This is a genomic window from Hymenobacter qilianensis, from assembly GCF_014489555.1.
In the GTDB taxonomy this organism is placed as follows: Bacteria; Bacteroidota; Bacteroidia; order Cytophagales; family Hymenobacteraceae; genus Hymenobacter; species Hymenobacter qilianensis.
The window spans coordinates 1,073,118-1,089,521 of the sequence record NZ_CP060784.1 but is presented as its reverse complement, the minus strand read 5'-3'; the positions used below and the strand labels follow the sequence as shown (position 1 = coordinate 1,089,521).

At 52.1% G+C, this 16,404-nt stretch carries 14 protein-coding genes and 2 pseudogenes; 11 read left to right on the top strand and 5 right to left on the bottom strand.

What is annotated here, in order from left to right; genetic code table 11:
- Window positions 1–26: 26 nt before the first annotated feature.
- The 5 genes and pseudogenes from H9L05_RS05070 to H9L05_RS05050 form a co-directional block, all read right to left on the bottom strand.
- The gene (locus H9L05_RS05070) at window positions 27–731 is read right to left on the bottom strand and encodes an SAM-dependent methyltransferase (protein WP_187733274.1); all 705 of its coding nucleotides are present in this window, start codon (window positions 729–731) and stop codon (window positions 27–29) included.
- A gap of 107 nt (window positions 732–838) precedes the next feature.
- The gene (locus tag H9L05_RS05065; protein WP_394368463.1) at window positions 839–1,540 is read right to left on the bottom strand and encodes an alpha/beta fold hydrolase; all 702 of its coding nucleotides are present in this window, start codon (window positions 1,538–1,540) and stop codon (window positions 839–841) included.
- A 664-nt stretch (window positions 1,541–2,204) separates the two neighbouring features.
- Window positions 2,205–3,256: pseudogene (gene selD, locus H9L05_RS05060) on the bottom strand (selenide, water dikinase SelD).
- A gap of 54 nt (window positions 3,257–3,310) precedes the next feature.
- Window positions 3,311–4,369, bottom strand: coding sequence for a tRNA 2-selenouridine(34) synthase MnmH (mnmH, locus tag H9L05_RS05055; protein ID WP_187733273.1), 1,059 nt, complete (start codon window positions 4,367–4,369; stop codon window positions 3,311–3,313).
- Window positions 4,370–4,451: 82 nt separating this feature from the next.
- Window positions 4,452–5,165: a pyridoxine 5'-phosphate synthase gene (locus H9L05_RS05050; RefSeq protein WP_187733272.1), complete on the bottom strand. Its 714-nt coding sequence runs from the start codon at window positions 5,163–5,165 to the stop codon at window positions 4,452–4,454.
- Window positions 5,166–5,305: 140 nt separating this feature from the next.
- Between H9L05_RS05050 and H9L05_RS05045 the strand changes: the two genes are divergently transcribed.
- The 11 genes and pseudogenes from H9L05_RS05045 (at window position 5,306) to bamA (ending at window position 16,395) form a co-directional block, all read left to right on the top strand.
- Entirely contained in the window at window positions 5,306–5,770 is a 465-nt protein-coding gene (locus tag H9L05_RS05045; RefSeq protein ID WP_187733271.1) for a GatB/YqeY domain-containing protein, read from the top strand.
- 78 nt (window positions 5,771–5,848) lie between these two features.
- Entirely contained in the window at window positions 5,849–6,370 is a 522-nt protein-coding gene (locus tag H9L05_RS05040) for a CvpA family protein (protein ID WP_187733270.1), read from the top strand.
- A 133-nt stretch (window positions 6,371–6,503) separates the two neighbouring features.
- On the top strand, window positions 6,504–7,124 hold the full coding sequence (locus H9L05_RS05035) for an anthranilate synthase component II (RefSeq protein ID WP_187733269.1): 621 nt from the start codon (window positions 6,504–6,506) through the stop codon (window positions 7,122–7,124).
- A 12-nt stretch (window positions 7,125–7,136) separates the two neighbouring features.
- The gene (locus H9L05_RS05030) at window positions 7,137–7,925 is read left to right on the top strand and encodes an alpha/beta fold hydrolase (protein WP_187734189.1); all 789 of its coding nucleotides are present in this window, start codon (window positions 7,137–7,139) and stop codon (window positions 7,923–7,925) included.
- Between the two features lie 124 nt (window positions 7,926–8,049).
- Entirely contained in the window at window positions 8,050–8,727 is a 678-nt protein-coding gene (locus H9L05_RS05025; protein WP_187733268.1) for a CBS domain-containing protein, read from the top strand.
- Between the two features lie 141 nt (window positions 8,728–8,868).
- A complete protein-coding gene (locus tag H9L05_RS05020; protein ID WP_187733267.1) occupies window positions 8,869–10,308 on the top strand; it encodes a BamA/TamA family outer membrane protein in 1,440 nt (479 codons plus the stop codon).
- A 39-nt stretch (window positions 10,309–10,347) separates the two neighbouring features.
- Entirely contained in the window at window positions 10,348–11,241 is an 894-nt protein-coding gene (locus H9L05_RS05015) for an NAD kinase (protein ID WP_187733266.1), read from the top strand.
- Between the two features lie 128 nt (window positions 11,242–11,369).
- The gene (locus H9L05_RS05010; RefSeq protein WP_187733265.1) at window positions 11,370–12,269 is read left to right on the top strand and encodes a DUF6089 family protein; all 900 of its coding nucleotides are present in this window, start codon (window positions 11,370–11,372) and stop codon (window positions 12,267–12,269) included.
- A 167-nt stretch (window positions 12,270–12,436) separates the two neighbouring features.
- Window positions 12,437–13,033, top strand: a pseudogene (gene porG, locus H9L05_RS05005) (type IX secretion system protein PorG); the annotation flags it as partial.
- Between the two features lie 84 nt (window positions 13,034–13,117).
- Window positions 13,118–13,864 carry an isoprenyl transferase gene (locus H9L05_RS05000; protein WP_187733264.1) on the top strand — a complete coding sequence of 249 codons (747 nt, stop codon included), beginning with the start codon at window positions 13,118–13,120 and terminating at the stop codon, window positions 13,862–13,864.
- Window positions 13,865–13,893: 29 nt separating this feature from the next.
- Complete coding sequence (gene bamA / locus H9L05_RS04995; RefSeq protein ID WP_187734188.1) at window positions 13,894–16,395, top strand: outer membrane protein assembly factor BamA; 2,502 nt, start codon at window positions 13,894–13,896, stop codon at window positions 16,393–16,395.
- Window positions 16,396–16,404: the final 9 nt, after the last annotated feature.

Here is a 16,404-nt window from a genome sequence, read left to right as displayed (position 1 = left end):
GAAGTAGAGTCAGATTTTACTATCTGTCACTTCCCAAGTAGAAAGACGGCTGGCTGCTTGTGAATCTCGGGTAGTTTGCCCTTCCAATCGGCTACGGTATGAGTTTGCACAAACTCGTTGGGCGCCGTAAGGCTGGCAGCAATACACAGGCGGGTACCAGGCTGCAAATGCGCCAGCAGATCATCCAGCAGCAGCATATTGCGGTAAGGTGTTTCGATAAAAAGCTGGGTTTGATGCTGCGTAATAGCTGTCCTTTCCAACTGCTTTAGCGCCGCGATTCGCTTGGCTTTTTCAATGGGCAAATAGCCGTGAAAAGCAAAGCTCTGCCCATTCATACCCGAAGCCATCAAAGCGAGAAGCAGGGACGAAGGTCCTACCAATGGCACCACTCGGATACTTAGCTGATGTGCCACCCGCGCCAACTCTGCGCCCGGATCGGCCACGCCCGGACAGCCGGCTTCTGAAAGTATGCCCGCATCCTGGCCGGCAGCTACAGGCTTCAAAGCCGCTCTGATTTCCGCTTCCGACGAGTCTTTATCAATCACCGTAAAGCGCAGATCTTCGATGACGTGCGCTGGGGCTACACTTTTCACAAAACGACGGGCAGTGCGGGCGTTTTCTACCAAAAAATAGGAAAGCGTAGCTACGTGCGTAGCAACCTGGGCTGGCAGCACCTGCGCGGCCGTATCATCGGCCAGAATGGTGGGAATAAGGTAGAGAACGCCGGACAAGAGATGCTAGATTAAGGTAGGGTGCAAGAGGCTCTTAACTTAACCCTGCATAAAGGCATTCACCAACTCAAACACCTTGTCCGGAGCTTCGGCGTGGAGCCAGTGGCCTACATCAGGGATGGTTTCAACCTGAGAATTGGGGAAAAGCGCCGGAATGACATGGAGCTTATCTTCCGTCGTGATATAGTCCGATTTGCCCCCCGAACGAATAAGGCGGGTTTCAGGAAAGGCTGGGGGGCTTTTATCTCAGCGCCTACGTGTGCCATGTGCGAAGTGAGCGCATCCAGGTTGAGGCGCCAGGCAAACGAATGGTCTTCGCGGCGGTAAAGGTTTTTTAGCAGAAACTGCCGCACCGCATCTTGCTTAATATGCTGGGCCATCATCTCATCAGCCTGCTGCCGGTTCTCTACAAGGGGCAGGTCTACAGCGTGGAGGCCCGCCAAAATATTGTCTTGGTGGAGCATGTCCGAGAAGCTGGGCGCGATATCCAGAACTACCAAGCGGGCCAGCAAATCGGGGTAGTCGAGGGCGAAGCGCATGGCTACTTTGCCCCCCATGCTGTGGCCAAGCAAGGTAGGCGCATCCAACTGAAGCTGGACGAAAAGCTCCCGCACATCCTCACTCATCAACTCATAGGTGTGCTCTTCCGTGTGGGGGGACCGGCCATGATTGCGCAGATCTACGGCAATAACCCGGTGGTGCTCCGCCCAGCGCTTCGCCAGGGTGTGCCAATTGTCGAGGGTGCCAAAAAGGCCGTGCAGAATAACCAGCGGTGCGCCCTGGCCTTGTTCGCGGTAGTGTAATAGCATAGGGAGCGAGGTTCAAATCTTCAGATAAGCAAACGCGTTCGGGGCTGTTGCGTTGCAAATTCGGTAACTCAGGTCCAGCAAAACCAGCGCTGCCGGTGCTCCAGCGGCGTACTGCGCAGGAACTCCGTGAGGGGGCGAGGTTGAGCAGCAAGGACGTAAGCGTGAGTACTTCGCCTGTCTGCAAGTGCAGGCGCAGAAAATCGTAGTTGCTCCAGAACAGCCGGTTCGACTTGCAGGTTACGCGCTCCACGCGCACCAGCTCGCTTTGCCGAAACGGAATACGCACCCGGCCCTCGTACACTTCCAGCTTGTTTTCCTTCGGGTCGAAAACCAGCGTTGTGTGCAGGTTGCGGGCGTAATACTGCGCATGCAATAGCAGCGCAGGCATCGAAAAGCCCAGCAGTACGGCCGCCAGGGCCAGCAGCAACACCGCTTCGTGGGGAGCCAGGTGAGTTGTGTAAAAGTAAAAGCCCAGATTAGGCAAGCCCACGCCCAAGCACAGCAACGGCCAGAACAGCAGGTAGAATTGCCGCAGAAAGGTAGGCCGGTAAACCTTGCTTTTCTGGGAGAAAAAGCTGGTGATAAAGCGCAGTCCGAAGACAATAGCAAACACGACCACCCCAATTTCCAGCAAGGGCCGTAGTATCTGGAATATCTTCACCGCTTACCGAACCTGAATCCAGGGCTCACCCGGCGTATGTGGCCGCAACGTGCCAAAGGGTTGCAGGTCAAGGCCGTACTGGGCAAAAATGCCCCCCACCGCCTCGCGTCCTTCCGGCGCTACGCAGACCAGCAAGCCGCCCGACGTTTGGGGGTCGCAGAGCCACTGCCGCTGCTCATCCGTGACCGGCCCAATTTTATGGCCGTAGCTGTCCCAGTTGCGTACGGTGCCGCCGGGCACTGCTTTTTGCTGACGATATTCTTCTGCTTCCTTCAGCAAAGGCACTTTCTCGAATTCAATTTCTGCCGTCACGTTGCTGCCCTCGCATACCTCCGCTAAGTGCCCAAGCAGACCAAAACCAGTCACGTCGGTCATGGCGTGCACGGCGGCAAGCTGCCCCAGCTCGTAGCCGATTTTGTTGAGCTGCATCATTTGCTGGGGGCAATTTGCTCGTGCTCAGGCCGCAGAATGGCGCGTTTTTGTGCTGTCGTCATCATGCCCACGCCCAAAGGTTTGGTGAGATAAAGCTCGCAGCCAGCCGTAGCCGTATCGTTGCGCTTGAGGTTGGCAATATCGAGCATACCAGTCACGGCCAGACCGAAAATAGGCTCCGGCGAGTCGATGCTGTGGCCGCCCGCCAGCGGAATGCCCGCCTCGGCGCAAATGCTGCGGCTGCCTTCAATAACGCGGCGCGCCACCTCGGGGGGCAATTTGTCGATGGGCCAACCCAGCACGGCAATGGCCATCACCGGCCGCCCACCCATGGCATACACGTCGCTGATGGCGTTGGCCGAAGCAATGCGCCCAAAGTCGTAGGCGTCATCTACGATAGGCATGAAAAAGTCGGTGGTGCTGATAATGGCCTGACCGCCGCCGATATCAAACACGGCCGCGTCGTCGCGGGAGCTGTTGCCCACCAGCAGCTTATCGTTTTGGGGCTGAGGAATGCTGGTGTGCAGGATTTGGTCGAGCACTTTAGGCGCAATTTTGCACCCGCAGCCTGCCCCGTGGCTATACTGAGTAAGGCGAATCTGGTCGATTTCTTCGGAGATCATAAATTCAATGAGAAGGTTACCGTGGCGCTTCGCAGCTTGATGTGGGCCCTGGAATTAGGCCACGCCCCGGGAAGCAAAAAGAGACTGTGCGACTACTGTTTTGGCTGCGGCCCGCACCAGTTCCGCGTTCACTATCGGGTCACAGGTGTTGGAAGGAACGCGCACGATAGTGCTATTGATTTTGGTGTTTAACCCATGGCCGTAGGTTTTGTCATAATAATCGAGGGCGATATCCACCATTTTCTCCATGTCGCCCGCTTCAATGGCCGCCAAAGCTTCCTTCGTTGCCAAACCGCCCAAGCGCTTGCTAATGCGCTCAATAGCGTCGGCTAGCTCGGCGGGGTCCTCGCGACCGTACTCGGCCGCTAGCTTGCGGGTGCGCACCGCCCGCGGGATGTCGAGCACCACGAGCGGAGCAAGGCGCATCTGCTCGAAAAGTGGCTTCGGAATCGTCACGCGACCGATAGACAGGCTCTCGTCTTCAAACCACGGCACGGCATTGGGGGGCAAATTTGCCAACTCAAGAGCCAAGTCATTCTCAAATTGCTCCGCCGTAGGCTGAGGCGCCAAGCCAATGCTGCCAAACGACGAGCCTTTGTGGCTGGCTAAGCCTTCCAGATCAACAATAGGCTCACCCTGACGGGCTAGCTCGTGCAGCACGTCGGTTTTGCCGCTGCCCGTCAGGCCGCCAAGCACGAATAAGGGACGCGGCTGGGCAAATTGAGCAAGTGCCCAGCGGCGGTAATCTTTGTAGCCTTTGTCCAGCAGATGCACTTTAAAGCCGGCCAGCTCCAGCAGCCACAGCACGGCTCCGCTGCGCATGCCGCCCCGCCAGCAATGCAGGCGTACCTCCTTCTGGGGGGCAATTTTCTGCGCTAGCTTCACCATCTTGCTCATCTTCGGGCCAAAGAAATCCAGACCGATATGGATGGCTTTCTCCTGACTAACCTGCTTGTAAGCAGTGCCAATGCGGGCCCGTTCCTCGTCCGTAAACAGCGGCAAACTCACAGCTCCCGGAATGTGGCCGTGGGAATATTCTATCGGTGCCCGCACATCCAGAATGGGCACGTCGGGCGGGCCTTGCAGAAAATCGGAGAGAGAAAGACGAGGCATGTAGTAGAATTTGGTAGAAACGCTGCCTGATAAAGTAAGCCGAAAGCGCAAGGCCTAACGCCATAGCGGGCGCGATGCGTTCCTACAGCAATTGCCGGCGGTACAGCTGAATTGTGTTTTCCAACCCGAAATAGAGCGCATCACAGATGAGCGCGTGTCCGATGCTCACTTCTGCCAGGCCAGGTAAATTCTGCTTTAGGTAAGCTAGGTTGTCCATGTCCAGATCGTGGCCGGCATTTAAGCCGATACCGAGTTCCTGCGCCAGAATAGCCGCGGTACGATAAGGAGCAATAGCAGCGGCCGGATCAGCATGAAATTGTTGGGCGTACGCCTCTGTATATAACTCAATACGGTCGGTGCCGGTACCTACGGCCGCTTTCACCATGGCTGGATTGGGGTCGAGAAAAATCGAAACCCGGCACCCCAGCGCCTTCAGCTCCGTCACGACGCCCAGCAGATAAATCTGATGCTCAATAGTGTCCCAGCCCGCATTGGAGGTAATAGCATCGGGCGCATCGGGCACGAGCGTGACCTGCTCGGGGCGCACTTCCCGCACCAGATTGATAAAATCGGGTGTCGGATTGCCTTCCACGTTCAGCTCCGTGGTCACAATCCGCTTAAGATCGCGCACGTCCTGGTAGCGGATGTGGCGCTCATCGGGCCGCGGATGCACCGTAATACCCTGGGCTCCGAACCGCTCACAGTCGCGGGCCACTTGCAGCACATCGGGGCGGTTGTGGCCGCGGGCATTCCGCAGGGTAGCGATTTTGTTTATGTTTACGCTTAGTTTTGTCATCTCTTTAGAAAGCGAAAATTGGCTTTGATCTGAAGCCAGCGCACCGCGAAAGTACGCCGATTTTACGGGAGCTTTTTTGGTTCGTTGGCTCGCCGCCCGTTCGTCACAGGCGGCTTTTTTTACTTTACAATTCCTCTATTATGGCCCTGAAAGAAACCATCGACGCTGCTATCAAGCAAGCAATGCTTGCCAAAGATAAAGTACGCCTCACTGCGCTGCGCAGCATCAAATCGCAGATTTTGCTGGCCGAAACCGCCGAAGGCGCCCACGGCGCAGCCCTCACGCCCGAAGCCGAAATCAAGCTGCTCACCAAGCAGGCCAAGCAGCGCCGCGAAGCCGCCGAAATGTATCAGAAGCAGTTTCGCTCTGACCTCGAAGAAATTGAGCTGGCCGAGCTGGCTATCATCGAAGAATACCTGCCTCAGCAACTCTCCGAGGCTGATTTGGTTGAGCGCCTGGTCGAAATTATTCAGCGAGTAGGCGCTACCGGCCCTTCCGACCTAGGCAAAGTAATGGGGGTAGCAGCTCGCGAGTTAGGTGGCCAAGCAGACGGACGCATGATTTCGCAGGTTGTGGGCCACTTGCTGAATAATACAAACGTGTAATTTTTAAGGAGTTGGGAGCTAGAAGTTGCCTGAACCTATTTCGAGCTCCCAACTGCTGATTTTTTAGCCCCCTCCAAAATGTCTGGTTTCGACCTCTTTCTGCTTTTGGTAGTGGGCGTGGGCGCGGTGAAGGGGTTTCGGCGGGGCTTGGTGTTGGAAGTAGCGTCGTTGCTGGCCTTTGTGCTGGGCGTGGTGGGCGGGCTCAGCTTGCTCAATGATGCTATTCCGCTGGTTCGGCATTATGTAGGCGAGGCCTTCGGACTGCTCCCCATCGTGTCATTCCTGCTGGTGTGCGTGCTCATTGCCTGGGGAGTTCATCTGTTAGGCAGCTTCGTGAAGAGCGCCGTGCATCTGACGCCGCTGGGGCTGCTCGACAACCTGCTGGGCGGCGCGGCTGGGGCCTTAAAGTGGATACTGGGCTTAAGTCTGCTCCTGCACGGCTTGGGCCTGGCGGGTGTAAATCTGCTCACGCCCGCCCTGACCGGCGACTCGCAGGTGCTGCCCGTTGTGCGTCAGGCTACTCCGGTAGCCTTAGAAGTAGTAGGTTTCGTAATGCCATTCGCCAGTACGCTTCTAACCCGTTTGCGGGGGGTATTTTAGCGTTGAATACCTGAGCTATTACTGGGGCTGAGTTGTTGATCGTTTATAAGGTGAACAGCTGAGGCTTTAGTCTTGCAACCTTTCAATTCCTGAACAGCTCCGTTTCTTAGTTATTCAACCAGCTCATCAACCTGTGCGGCTTCTTCTGCTCGACAACTTCGATTCCTTTAGTTACAACCTGCTGGACTACTTTCAGCAGTTGGAGGTACAGGTGCAGGTTGTGCGCAATGATGTTCCCCTGACGGTCATCCAGGAACTCGACTTTGATGGAATCGTATTGTCGCCGGGGCCCGGCACACCGGCCAGAGCAGGAGTAATGCCCGACGTCATACAAGCGTATCATCAGCGGGTACCGATGCTGGGCGTGTGCTTAGGACATCAGGCGCTGGGCGATTTTTTTGGGGCAAAGCTCCAGCGTGCCGTGCGGCCCATGCATGGCAAAGTTTCAGAAATCGAAATTGCCCCCCAGGAGCCATTATTCGAAAATTTGCCCCCCAGGCTGCTGGTTACGCGCTATCACTCGTTAGTAATCAGCCACTTGCCCGAAGTGCTGGTGCCGCTGGCCTACACTACAGATGAATTTCAGGAAATAATGGCCTTGCGTCACCACTCATTGCCGCTCTACGGCGTACAGTTTCATCCCGAAGCGCTGCTGACAAGCCACGGCTTGGCGTTGCTCGGCAATTGGGTCAAGTGTTGTATCATTGCAAAGGACGCTCGGTCGGTAACCGCCGTGCCCGCGTCTGCCCGCTGAGAAGCCGAGATGATGGAATTGCAGATTAAGGAAAAGAAAGAATTTCAGTATGTGGAGGAAGGCACCGGCGAGGTGCTGCTGCTCCTGCACGGCTTGTTTGGCGCCCTGAGCAACTGGCAGGACGTCATAAGTGATTTCGCGCGCGACTACCGCGTTATCATTCCGATGCTGCCGATTTATGAGATGCCTCTCACCAAAGCCGGCGTGCCTGGCTTGGTAGGGTACGTAGAGGAATTCGTTGCCGAAATGGGTTTGCACCAGCCATTTACCTTGCTTGGCAACTCATTGGGCGGGCACGTGGCACTGGTTTATACGCTGCACAACCCGCAGCAGGTAGAGCGCCTAGTGCTCACGGGCAGCAGTGGTTTGTTTGAAGACTCGATGGGTAGCTCCTTTCCGAAGCGAGGCAACTACGGCTTCGTGCAGCAGCGGGTAGCCTACACATTTTACGACCCTACATTAGCTACCAAAGATTTAGTTGATGAAGTGTTTAACGTTACGAACTCGAACATCAAGGTTCTGCGGATCATCAACATAGCTCGCTCAGCTCAGCGCCATAATTTAGCGAAAGACCTAGGCCGTATTCAGGTACCCACGCTTTTAGTCTGGGGGCTGAACGACACCATTACCCCCCCGATAGTAGCGCACGAGTTTCACCGCCTCATCACCAACTCCGAGCTTCATTTTCTGGATCACTGTTGTCACGCGCCTATGATGGAGCGCCCTGCGGCTTTTAATGCCCGGCTCCGCCAGTTTCTGCATAGCACTAAGCGTCAGTCAGTCGTTAGTTCCGTATCATAGAAGGCAAATCGCATTTCTGTTTGCAACTCGGAGCTAACAAACCTAAACAAAGTTTGCTCCTTGGCGCTTGTTTGCCTTTTGGTTTGTAGCTTATCCACGTTTACTTCCGTTTCTCAGCCTACACATGCATTCTATGCTTGCCGAAGAATTGCTCAACCACATGATTCCGGCGCTACAGGTGACGGACTCGACCGGGAAGGCTGCCAAATGGCTGGAGGAGTTTCACGTGGGGCAGCTGCCCGTCGTCGATAACCGCCAGTACCGCGGTCTTATTACCGAATCTGATCTGCTGGACTACGACCAGACGGAGGAATTGCTCAGCCAACTGACGCTGGGCTACGCCGATGTGCACGTGCAGCACGATCAACATTTCTATAGCATCATGGAAATAGCTATCCAGAATAAAATTCAGCTAGTACCCGTCCTCGACGAGCAGCGCGAATACATGGGTGTAGTAACGGTAGGTGACACGCTGGCCGCACTTGGCCAAATGCCCATTGCCGTAGGGCAGGGGGGCATTTTGGTGCTTTCTATGGATGAGCGCGATTATTCCCTTACCCAAATCAGCCGGTACGTAGAGGAAAACAACGCCAAAATTCTGAGCGCCCACGTTGCGCAGGATGAAAGCGACCCATATAAAATTCGGCTGACGCTGAAGCTCAATACGCCTTCGCTCACCCGCATCGTGGCTACGCTGGAGCGGTTTGGGTACGTCATCACCGCGCAGTTTAGCGGCGCTACCGATGTAGGCGAAGGCGAGCAGGACCGCTTCGATGCTCTGCTGAAGTATTTGAGTTTGTAAGCCTAACCTCTTTCGGGTAAGAGAGTTGTATTCGCAAAGAATAATAGCTCAGCGGTACACTGCTGTAAGCTCTAAGCTATTCTTGGCGTTGCGGAACAAGAATTGCGTTTCGCCCGATTCTCCATTCTTAATGCTACTTACTTGAGCCTGCTCGCCTGTTTGCTTTCCTTACTGCTGGGCAGCAGCATTTTGCCCCCCAGGCCGGTTCCGGATTCTCTAAAACTCGCTCCAGCTGATAGCTTGATGCAGGCGCAGTGTCCGCAGTATGCCGTGGTGCGCGTGGGTACTATCTTGTTTGCGGGCAATGAGGTCACCAAGGAAGTAGTACTGCGCGCTGAGCTGGATTTACAAGAAGGAGATACCCTTGATGCTGCTACGTTGGCTGCTCGGCTGGAAAGTAACCGCTTGCGACTATTCAACCTGCGGCTGTTCCACAGCGTTATTCAGCAAACAGTTTGTCGCGACGGCGAAATTACTGTGCTGTTTGCGGTGCAAGAGCGATGGTACACCTTTCCTATTCCAACGCTTTCGTTTGCTGAGCGCAATTTTAACGCATGGCTTGACCGCCCCGACCGATGGCGCCGGGTTAACTATGGGCTATACATTGTGCGCAAGAACTTCCGGGGTCGTAATGAGGAAGTGCGCGCTAATGTGCAGTTAGGCTTCAACCGTCGCTACGAGTTGTTTTACGAAGCGCCTGGCTATGGTCCGCGTCGGCGCATCGGTTTTGGAGCGGGCATCTCATACGCCCGCAGCCGTGCTCTCGACTATGCCACCGTTCGCGACCGACTCGTCACGTTTCGCCCCGAAGATGGCTTACCGCTTATGCGCCAGTACGGCTCATTGGGGCTGCGCTGGCGCCAATCGGTGCAGCGTTTTTCTGCTTTCGATGTGGCTTATTATAAAGAGCAGGTTTCCGATTCGGTTGTCGAACTCAATCCTGTATATTTTCTGAATGGGTCGCGGCGGGAGTATCTGGAGCTTAAACTCACCAGCACCCTGAATCAACGGAATACATTTGCCTATCCCCTTACCGGCCGATTTGCTCAAGTAGCCTTGTCACATCGCATCTTCCTAACATCGGGCAACGCCGATTTTACCACCCTCGTAGGCCGGTATTCTCAATATTTCGCGCTGGGGGGCAATTTTTACTACAATTTCAATTTGCAGGGCCAACTGCGGCTTGCCCAGCGGATAAGCTACGCCGATAACCGAGCTCTTGGCTACGAGGCGCATGTGCGGGGTTATGATGCCTATGTTATAGACGGTCGTCATTATGGATTAGCACGGCAAAGTGTGTCTTACCGACTGTTCGATGCTGGTAAAATCAAGCTGCAAGGCATAACTAATTCCAAGATAAACAGCTTACCCTTGGTTATTTATTTGAATACCTTTACCGACGCCGGGTATGTGCTAGCCCGTACTACTTTCCCAGAAAACAGATTGCCCAACCAACTATTGGGGGCCGCCGGGGTCGGGCTGCATTTCGTCACCTACTACGATCGGGTGCTAACGGTGGAGTACACCCGCAATGGTCGAGGAGAAGGCGGGTTCTTCTTCCGCACCGATTTTCCTATCTAAACTCTACCCCGGCGGTTTACCGCAGGTTACTATTTTGTTATGAAAATCGCCATAATTGGTAAGCCTCTCGACGACTCTACCTTGCCTTTTGTTCAGGCTTTGCTAGATGATTTGGTATCCCGGCAAACCGAAATTCTCATTGCGGAGTCATTTCACTCGTCCCTCTCATCTCGACTTCGCTTGCCTGAAAAAATTACGATTTTTCAGCGCGGTGATTCTTTGCGAGGCGTACAATTCGTTCTTAGCATTGGTGGCGATGGCACTCTCCTCGACACTGTTACCTACGTTGGAAGCCTGCAAATCCCAATTTTAGGTATTAACACCGGTCGGCTTGGTTTTTTGGCTACCATCACGCCAGAGCGTATAGCTCAGGCTATTGATGCCTTATATAAAGGACATTTCGTAATTGAGGAACGAAGTTTGATCCGCGTAGAAACCGATCCGGATGTTTTTGGAAAGATCAACTTTGGTCTCAACGAATTCTCCATTCTCAAGCGTGACACGTCGTCAATGATTGTGGTGCATACTTATATCGACGGCGAATATTTGAATTCTTATTGGGCAGATGGCCTGATTGTAGCTACCCCTACTGGCTCTACAGGCTATTCTTTGAGCTGTGGAGGACCTGTTATGTTGCCACAAACCAACAACTTTATTATCGCGCCCGTATGCCCACACAATCTTAATGTGCGTCCTCTTATCGTGTCGGATCGTAGCGTTATTTCCTTTGAAATAGAAGGTAGAAGCAATAATTTCTTGCTGTCGCTCGACTCGCGCTCAGTTCCGGTAGAAGCTAATGTGCAGATTGCTGTAAGACGTGAAAACTTTGGGGCACGACTGGTCAAATTGAACCACGTTAATTTTCTGACCACCCTGCGTAGTAAGTTAAATTGGGGCCTAGATCGGCGTAACCCCGCCGGAGCCCCCGTATAAGTGAAAGGCTATTTGTAATATTTGTTTTTAAAGTTCCTTACAAACCCTACTTTTGTCGCTGACTGCTACCTGTGCCTATTGGCTACCTCGCTTTCTCAAAATCTGATATTACTAACCCTGGTTTGATTATGAAGCATTTCTTTACCCACACCTTAGCTGTGTTGCTCGTGCTTGCACTGGTAGCCAATGAGGCAAGCGCCCAGCAGTTTAACAGACGGAAACAGTATAATTCCGTAGGAGTAAGCCTGAACGCTATGAACTATTTCGGTGATATAGTACCGAAAGCCAGTGTTCCCAGCTTCCGTTTTGCTGCTACCCGGCCTAACATAGGCCTGACTTTCACACGCCGTTTTGCCCCCCGCATATCTGGTCGTGCTGGTTTATCTTATGGCCGTATCACCGGCGATGACACGAAAGCTGCTAACCAAAACGATTCGGATGCTAAGTATCGTTACAACCGTAACTTCGCTTTCCGCAACGACATAGTTGAATTGTCAGCTATCGGAGTTTTCGATTTGATTGAAAACCGTAATACCTACGTTAAGCGCCCTGATTTTGTGCCTTATGTGTTTGCTGGTGTTGCTGCTTTCTATCATAATCCCAAGGGTTTGGTAAAGGATAATGCAACGACTTTGACGCCTGGTGATTATGTAGAGCTTCAGCCCCTGAATACAGAAGGCCAGACAGAAGGCTACAGCAAAACCCAGATCTCTATTCCATTTGGCGGTGGTGTTCGTTACAAAATCAATAAGGACTTTGATATCGGCTTGGAAATAGGCTGGCGCAAGACGTTCACCGACTACCTCGATGATGTAAGCGGTAACTTTGCTGCCGACGCTGATCTGCGTAGCCCTGCCGCCGAGTACTTCGGTCGTGATATCACTCTGCGTACCGATGGTGAATTTGCTGGCTTCAATGATCCGGGAATTATGCGTGGCAAGAGCAATGAAGATGATTGGTACATCGTTACGGGTATCACGCTCAACTACATTCTTCAGCCACGCGTGAAGAGCCCTAAATTCCGATAGCCGATCATATCTGGCTGTCTATTCCACTCAAGAGTCAGTCTGATGCTGCATTTGATTCTCCGCATAACACTCCTTACTTGCTTTGTGCAAGTAGGGAGTGTTTTTTTTATTGCTTCCGCTAACGCTCAAAATACCAGCGAGTTAGGTATTGGTATTGGGGGCTAAATTATAAAGGTGAACTCTCACCCAATTATCAATTCGAGAATAACAGACCAGCGCTGACTATTTTTTATCGAAAGGATATCTCAGTGCCAATTACGCTCCGGGGGGCTTTTACGGGCGGCATGATCCAAGCGAACGACGAAAATGTACAAGGCGTAAATGACGCGACGGCACCGTTAAATAGTTATCGTCAGGCTACAATGAAGGGCGGCTTGGCTGAGGTGTCGGGCGTACTGGAATACAACTTTTTCAATTATCATAACCGCAAGGATAAGATTCACTTCACGCCCTATGTGTTTATTGGAGTTGCAGGATTTTATGCCAACACAAAAACCACTTTTGAGGGACAAAACTTTAATATTCCTAACACCAGCGGAGGTATGTTAGGCGTTGCTATTCCAGTCGGTGCGGGAATAAAATATGCCTTATCACCTAGGTGGAACCTGGGGCTGGAAGCTGGAGCCCGCAAAACCTTTACGGATAAGTTAGATCATCTAAGCAACGAAAACGCATTCATAGCGAATAGAAATACCAAAGACTGGTATTTCTATAATGGTGTAAGCATATCATATACTTTCTATAAAATTTATTGCCCCGACTAAAGCGCAGAGGAGTAGCGCTCATACCGACGGAAGGCAAATGCAACCATTTGCGTAACTTGCAGCCTCTTTACGCAAAAAATAGCAATGGCCTCTCGGTCCGAAATTGACTCTCAGAATTTACCCGCCCACGTAGCCGTTATCATGGATGGTAATGGCCGCTGGGCTAAGCAAAAAGGTGGCCTACGCATTTTTGGTCACCAGAGCGCCATTACAGCTGTGCGGGATACCGTGGAGGCTGCCGCCGAACTGGGCATCGCGTACCTAACGCTTTACGCCTTTTCAACTGAGAACTGGGCTCGGCCAGCCTATGAGGTGACGGCTCTTATGCAGTTGCTGGTACATACCATTCGCCAAGAAACACCGACTTTACTTAAAAATGGTATTCGGCTCGAGTCTATTGGGCAGATTGATAGTTTGCCAGCATCCTGTCAGCGTGAACTAGCCGAAGCGAAGGAATTGACCCGCGCTGGCACCCGTATGACGCTTGTACTGGCTTTAAGCTATAGCGGGCGCTGGGACCTAACGCAGGCCATGCGCCGCATTAGCGAAGAGGTAGCCGCTGGCCGATTGGAGCCTGCCGCTGTAAATGAGGCCACCATAGCCCAATACCTTGCTACGGGGGGCATTCCTGACCCCGAATTGCTTATTCGGACTAGCGGAGAGCAGCGTATCAGTAACTTTTTGCTTTGGCAACTGGCTTATACTGAACTTTATATCACTGATTTGTTATGGCCTGACTTTCGGCGTGAACATTTTTATGATGCCATTCAGTCCTATCAACGGCGCGAGCGCCGTTTTGGCAAAACCAGTGAGCAACTAACCGTTTCGTAAGTTTTTAGAATGATTGCTTCTCTCAATAAATTTATCAGGCTGTTAGTGTTAGCCCTCACATTGTCGCTCGGATTAGTTGGCGTTGGACAATTGCGTGCCCAAACGCCTGCACCTGCATCAGCACCTGCCGAGCCTCAGCGTTACGAGCTGGGGGCATTACTATTAGTGGAGCGCGCTATCTGGATGCAAATACGCTGATTGGAATAACAGGATTACGGGTAGGCGACCCGGTAACTATTCCAGGAGAGGAGATTGGTAAAGCCATTCGCCGCTTATGGGAGCAGGGCATTCTCGGTGATGTGAGCGTGTCTATTACCCGCATAGACGGACAGCGTATTTTCCTCGACTTTTTCCTGAGTGAGCGTCCTCGACTTTCTAAGTTCGATTTTGTAGGCATCAGCAAGAGCCAGGGTGATGAGCTACGCGACAAGATCAAGCTCATCCGGGGCAAGGTGGTTACGGACGCATTATTAAATAACACTCGCACTCAGGTCCGCAAATTCTACACGAATAAGGGTTTTCTGGATGCCAAAGTGAACATCACGCAGGTACCTGATTCGAGCTTGTCGAATAGTGTAGTACTGAAAATTAAAGTAGATAAAGGCGATAAAATCCGCATTCGTGACATTGCTTTCGAAGGTAACGAGGCGTTTTCTGATGGCAAGCTCCAAAAGAAGCTAAAGAAAACGAAGGCTAAGAAGTCATATAAGCTGCTGACGGCTGGTAAATTCCAGCGCGCTGAATATGAAGAGGATAAGCTGAAACTGTTGGAATTCTATAATGCTGAAGGCTACCGGGACGCTGTTATCGTTTCGGATACTTTAATTCGGCAGGAGGACGGTCTGGCCTTGCGGATTACTGTGGATGAAGGACCAAAGTATTACTTCCGCAATATCACTTGGAACGGTAACTATCTGTACGATGATAAGACGCTAGCCTCTGTTCTAGGTATCAAGAAGGGAAGCATTTACAATAAGGAAGAGCTTGAGAAGCGCATCAGCTATAACCCTACTGGGCAGGATGTGCAGTCGCTCTACATGAATGACGGTTACCTGTTTTTCAATATTGATGCGGTTGAAACCAAGATTGAAGGCGACTCTATTGACTTAGAGATGCGCATAAGTGAAGGTGTTCAGGCTCGTATTAAAGAAGTGAACATTGCTGGTAACACCAAAACCAGCGACCATGTATTGCGCCGTGAACTGCGTACGCTGCCGGGTGATAAATTCAATCGGGAGTTATTGATTCGTTCACAGCGGGAGATTTCTACACTTGGCTATTTTGACCCAGAAAAAGTCGGCATTAATCCTGTCCCTAATCCTGCTGAAGGCACCGTAGATATTAACTACACAGTAGTTGAGAAGCCTTCCGACCAAATTACGCTTTCGGGCGGTTGGGGTGGCTTTGCCGGCTTCATTGGTACAGTAGGCTTGGTTTTCAACAATTTTTCGCTTCGTAAAGCAGGGGATTTCAGCAACTGGAAGCCTGTGCCAGCCGGTGATGGACAGCGACTAGCGCTGAATATTCAGGCCAATGGATTACAGTACCAAGCTTATTCCTTTTCCTTCACGGAGCCTTGGCTGGGTGGCCGAAAGCGTAATTCGCTCACCTTTAGCTTGAATAAAAGCATTCAGCGTCTGGGTCAAGCGTTAGATGCCAGTTCAGATCGATTTATAAAAGTAAATAGTGCATCCATCGGCTTAGGACGGCAGTTACGCTTTCCTGATGATTACTTCACGCTGACTAACTCGCTCTCCATTAGCCAATATAAGCTGAATAATTACTCTGCTTTTGGCACTGAGTTTTTCCAGAACGGTACGGGTAATGCCAACAATATCACGCTGAATACCACCCTATCACGCAATAGCATCGACAATCCAACGTACACTCGTCGCGGTTCGTCGCTGTCACTAAGTCTCAACCTGACTCCTCCTTATTCGGTGTTCAAAGGAGCACACCCTTCCGTGAATGAATGGGTTGAGTTTCATAAGTGGATGTTTGATGCTTCGTGGTTTACGCCTATTGTAGGCAAGCTGGTATTAAACTCACGAGCGCACTTCGGCTATATTGGCTCCTACTCCGACCGACAGATAGGACCTTTCGAGCGTTTCAAGATGGGTGGTGCCGGATTGGGCTTCGGCGGAGCAGCCAACTTCTTAGTTGGTACCGAGTTTATTGGTTTGCGGGGCTATGGTGACCCCGGCGATGCCACCGCAATTCCCACGGCTCGGCAGTCATCCAGTGGGGGCGTGGCTTACAATAAATACGTAATGGAACTGCGTTATCCAGTGTCGCTTAATCCGGCGGCTACTGTATATGTCTTGAGCTTTGCGGAAGCAGGTAATTCTTTTGACCAGTACACCAACTACAATCCTTATAAGCTGTATCGTTCGGTAGGTGTTGGTGCCCGCATATTCATGTCGGCATTCGGTTTGCTCGGTTTCGACTACGGTCTGCCACTTGATACGGTGCCTGGCCAGACTAAAAAGGAAGGTATTTTCCACTTTATAATTGGTCAGCAGATTCGCTAATTCATTAGC

Bases quoted from the DNA above. Each gene is read 5' to 3' on its own strand.
- H9L05_RS05065 (WP_394368463.1), bottom strand. From the start codon at position 1,540: ATGCTATTACACTACCGCGAACAAGGCCAGGGCGCACCGCTGGTTATT.
- mnmH (WP_187733273.1), bottom strand. From the start codon at position 4,369: ATGCCTCGTCTTTCTCTCTCCGATTTTCTGCAAGGCCCGCCCGACGTG.
- H9L05_RS05050 (WP_187733272.1), bottom strand. From the start codon at position 5,165: ATGACAAAACTAAGCGTAAACATAAACAAAATCGCTACCCTGCGGAAT.
- H9L05_RS05045 (WP_187733271.1), top strand. From the start codon at position 5,306: ATGGCCCTGAAAGAAACCATCGACGCTGCTATCAAGCAAGCAATGCTT.
- H9L05_RS05040 (WP_187733270.1), top strand. From the start codon at position 5,849: ATGTCTGGTTTCGACCTCTTTCTGCTTTTGGTAGTGGGCGTGGGCGCG.
- H9L05_RS05030 (WP_187734189.1), top strand. From the start codon at position 7,137: ATGGAATTGCAGATTAAGGAAAAGAAAGAATTTCAGTATGTGGAGGAA.
- H9L05_RS05025 (WP_187733268.1), top strand. From the start codon at position 8,050: ATGCATTCTATGCTTGCCGAAGAATTGCTCAACCACATGATTCCGGCG.
- H9L05_RS05015 (WP_187733266.1), top strand. From the start codon at position 10,348: ATGAAAATCGCCATAATTGGTAAGCCTCTCGACGACTCTACCTTGCCT.
- H9L05_RS05010 (WP_187733265.1), top strand. From the start codon at position 11,370: ATGAAGCATTTCTTTACCCACACCTTAGCTGTGTTGCTCGTGCTTGCA.
- H9L05_RS05000 (WP_187733264.1), top strand. From the start codon at position 13,118: ATGGCCTCTCGGTCCGAAATTGACTCTCAGAATTTACCCGCCCACGTA.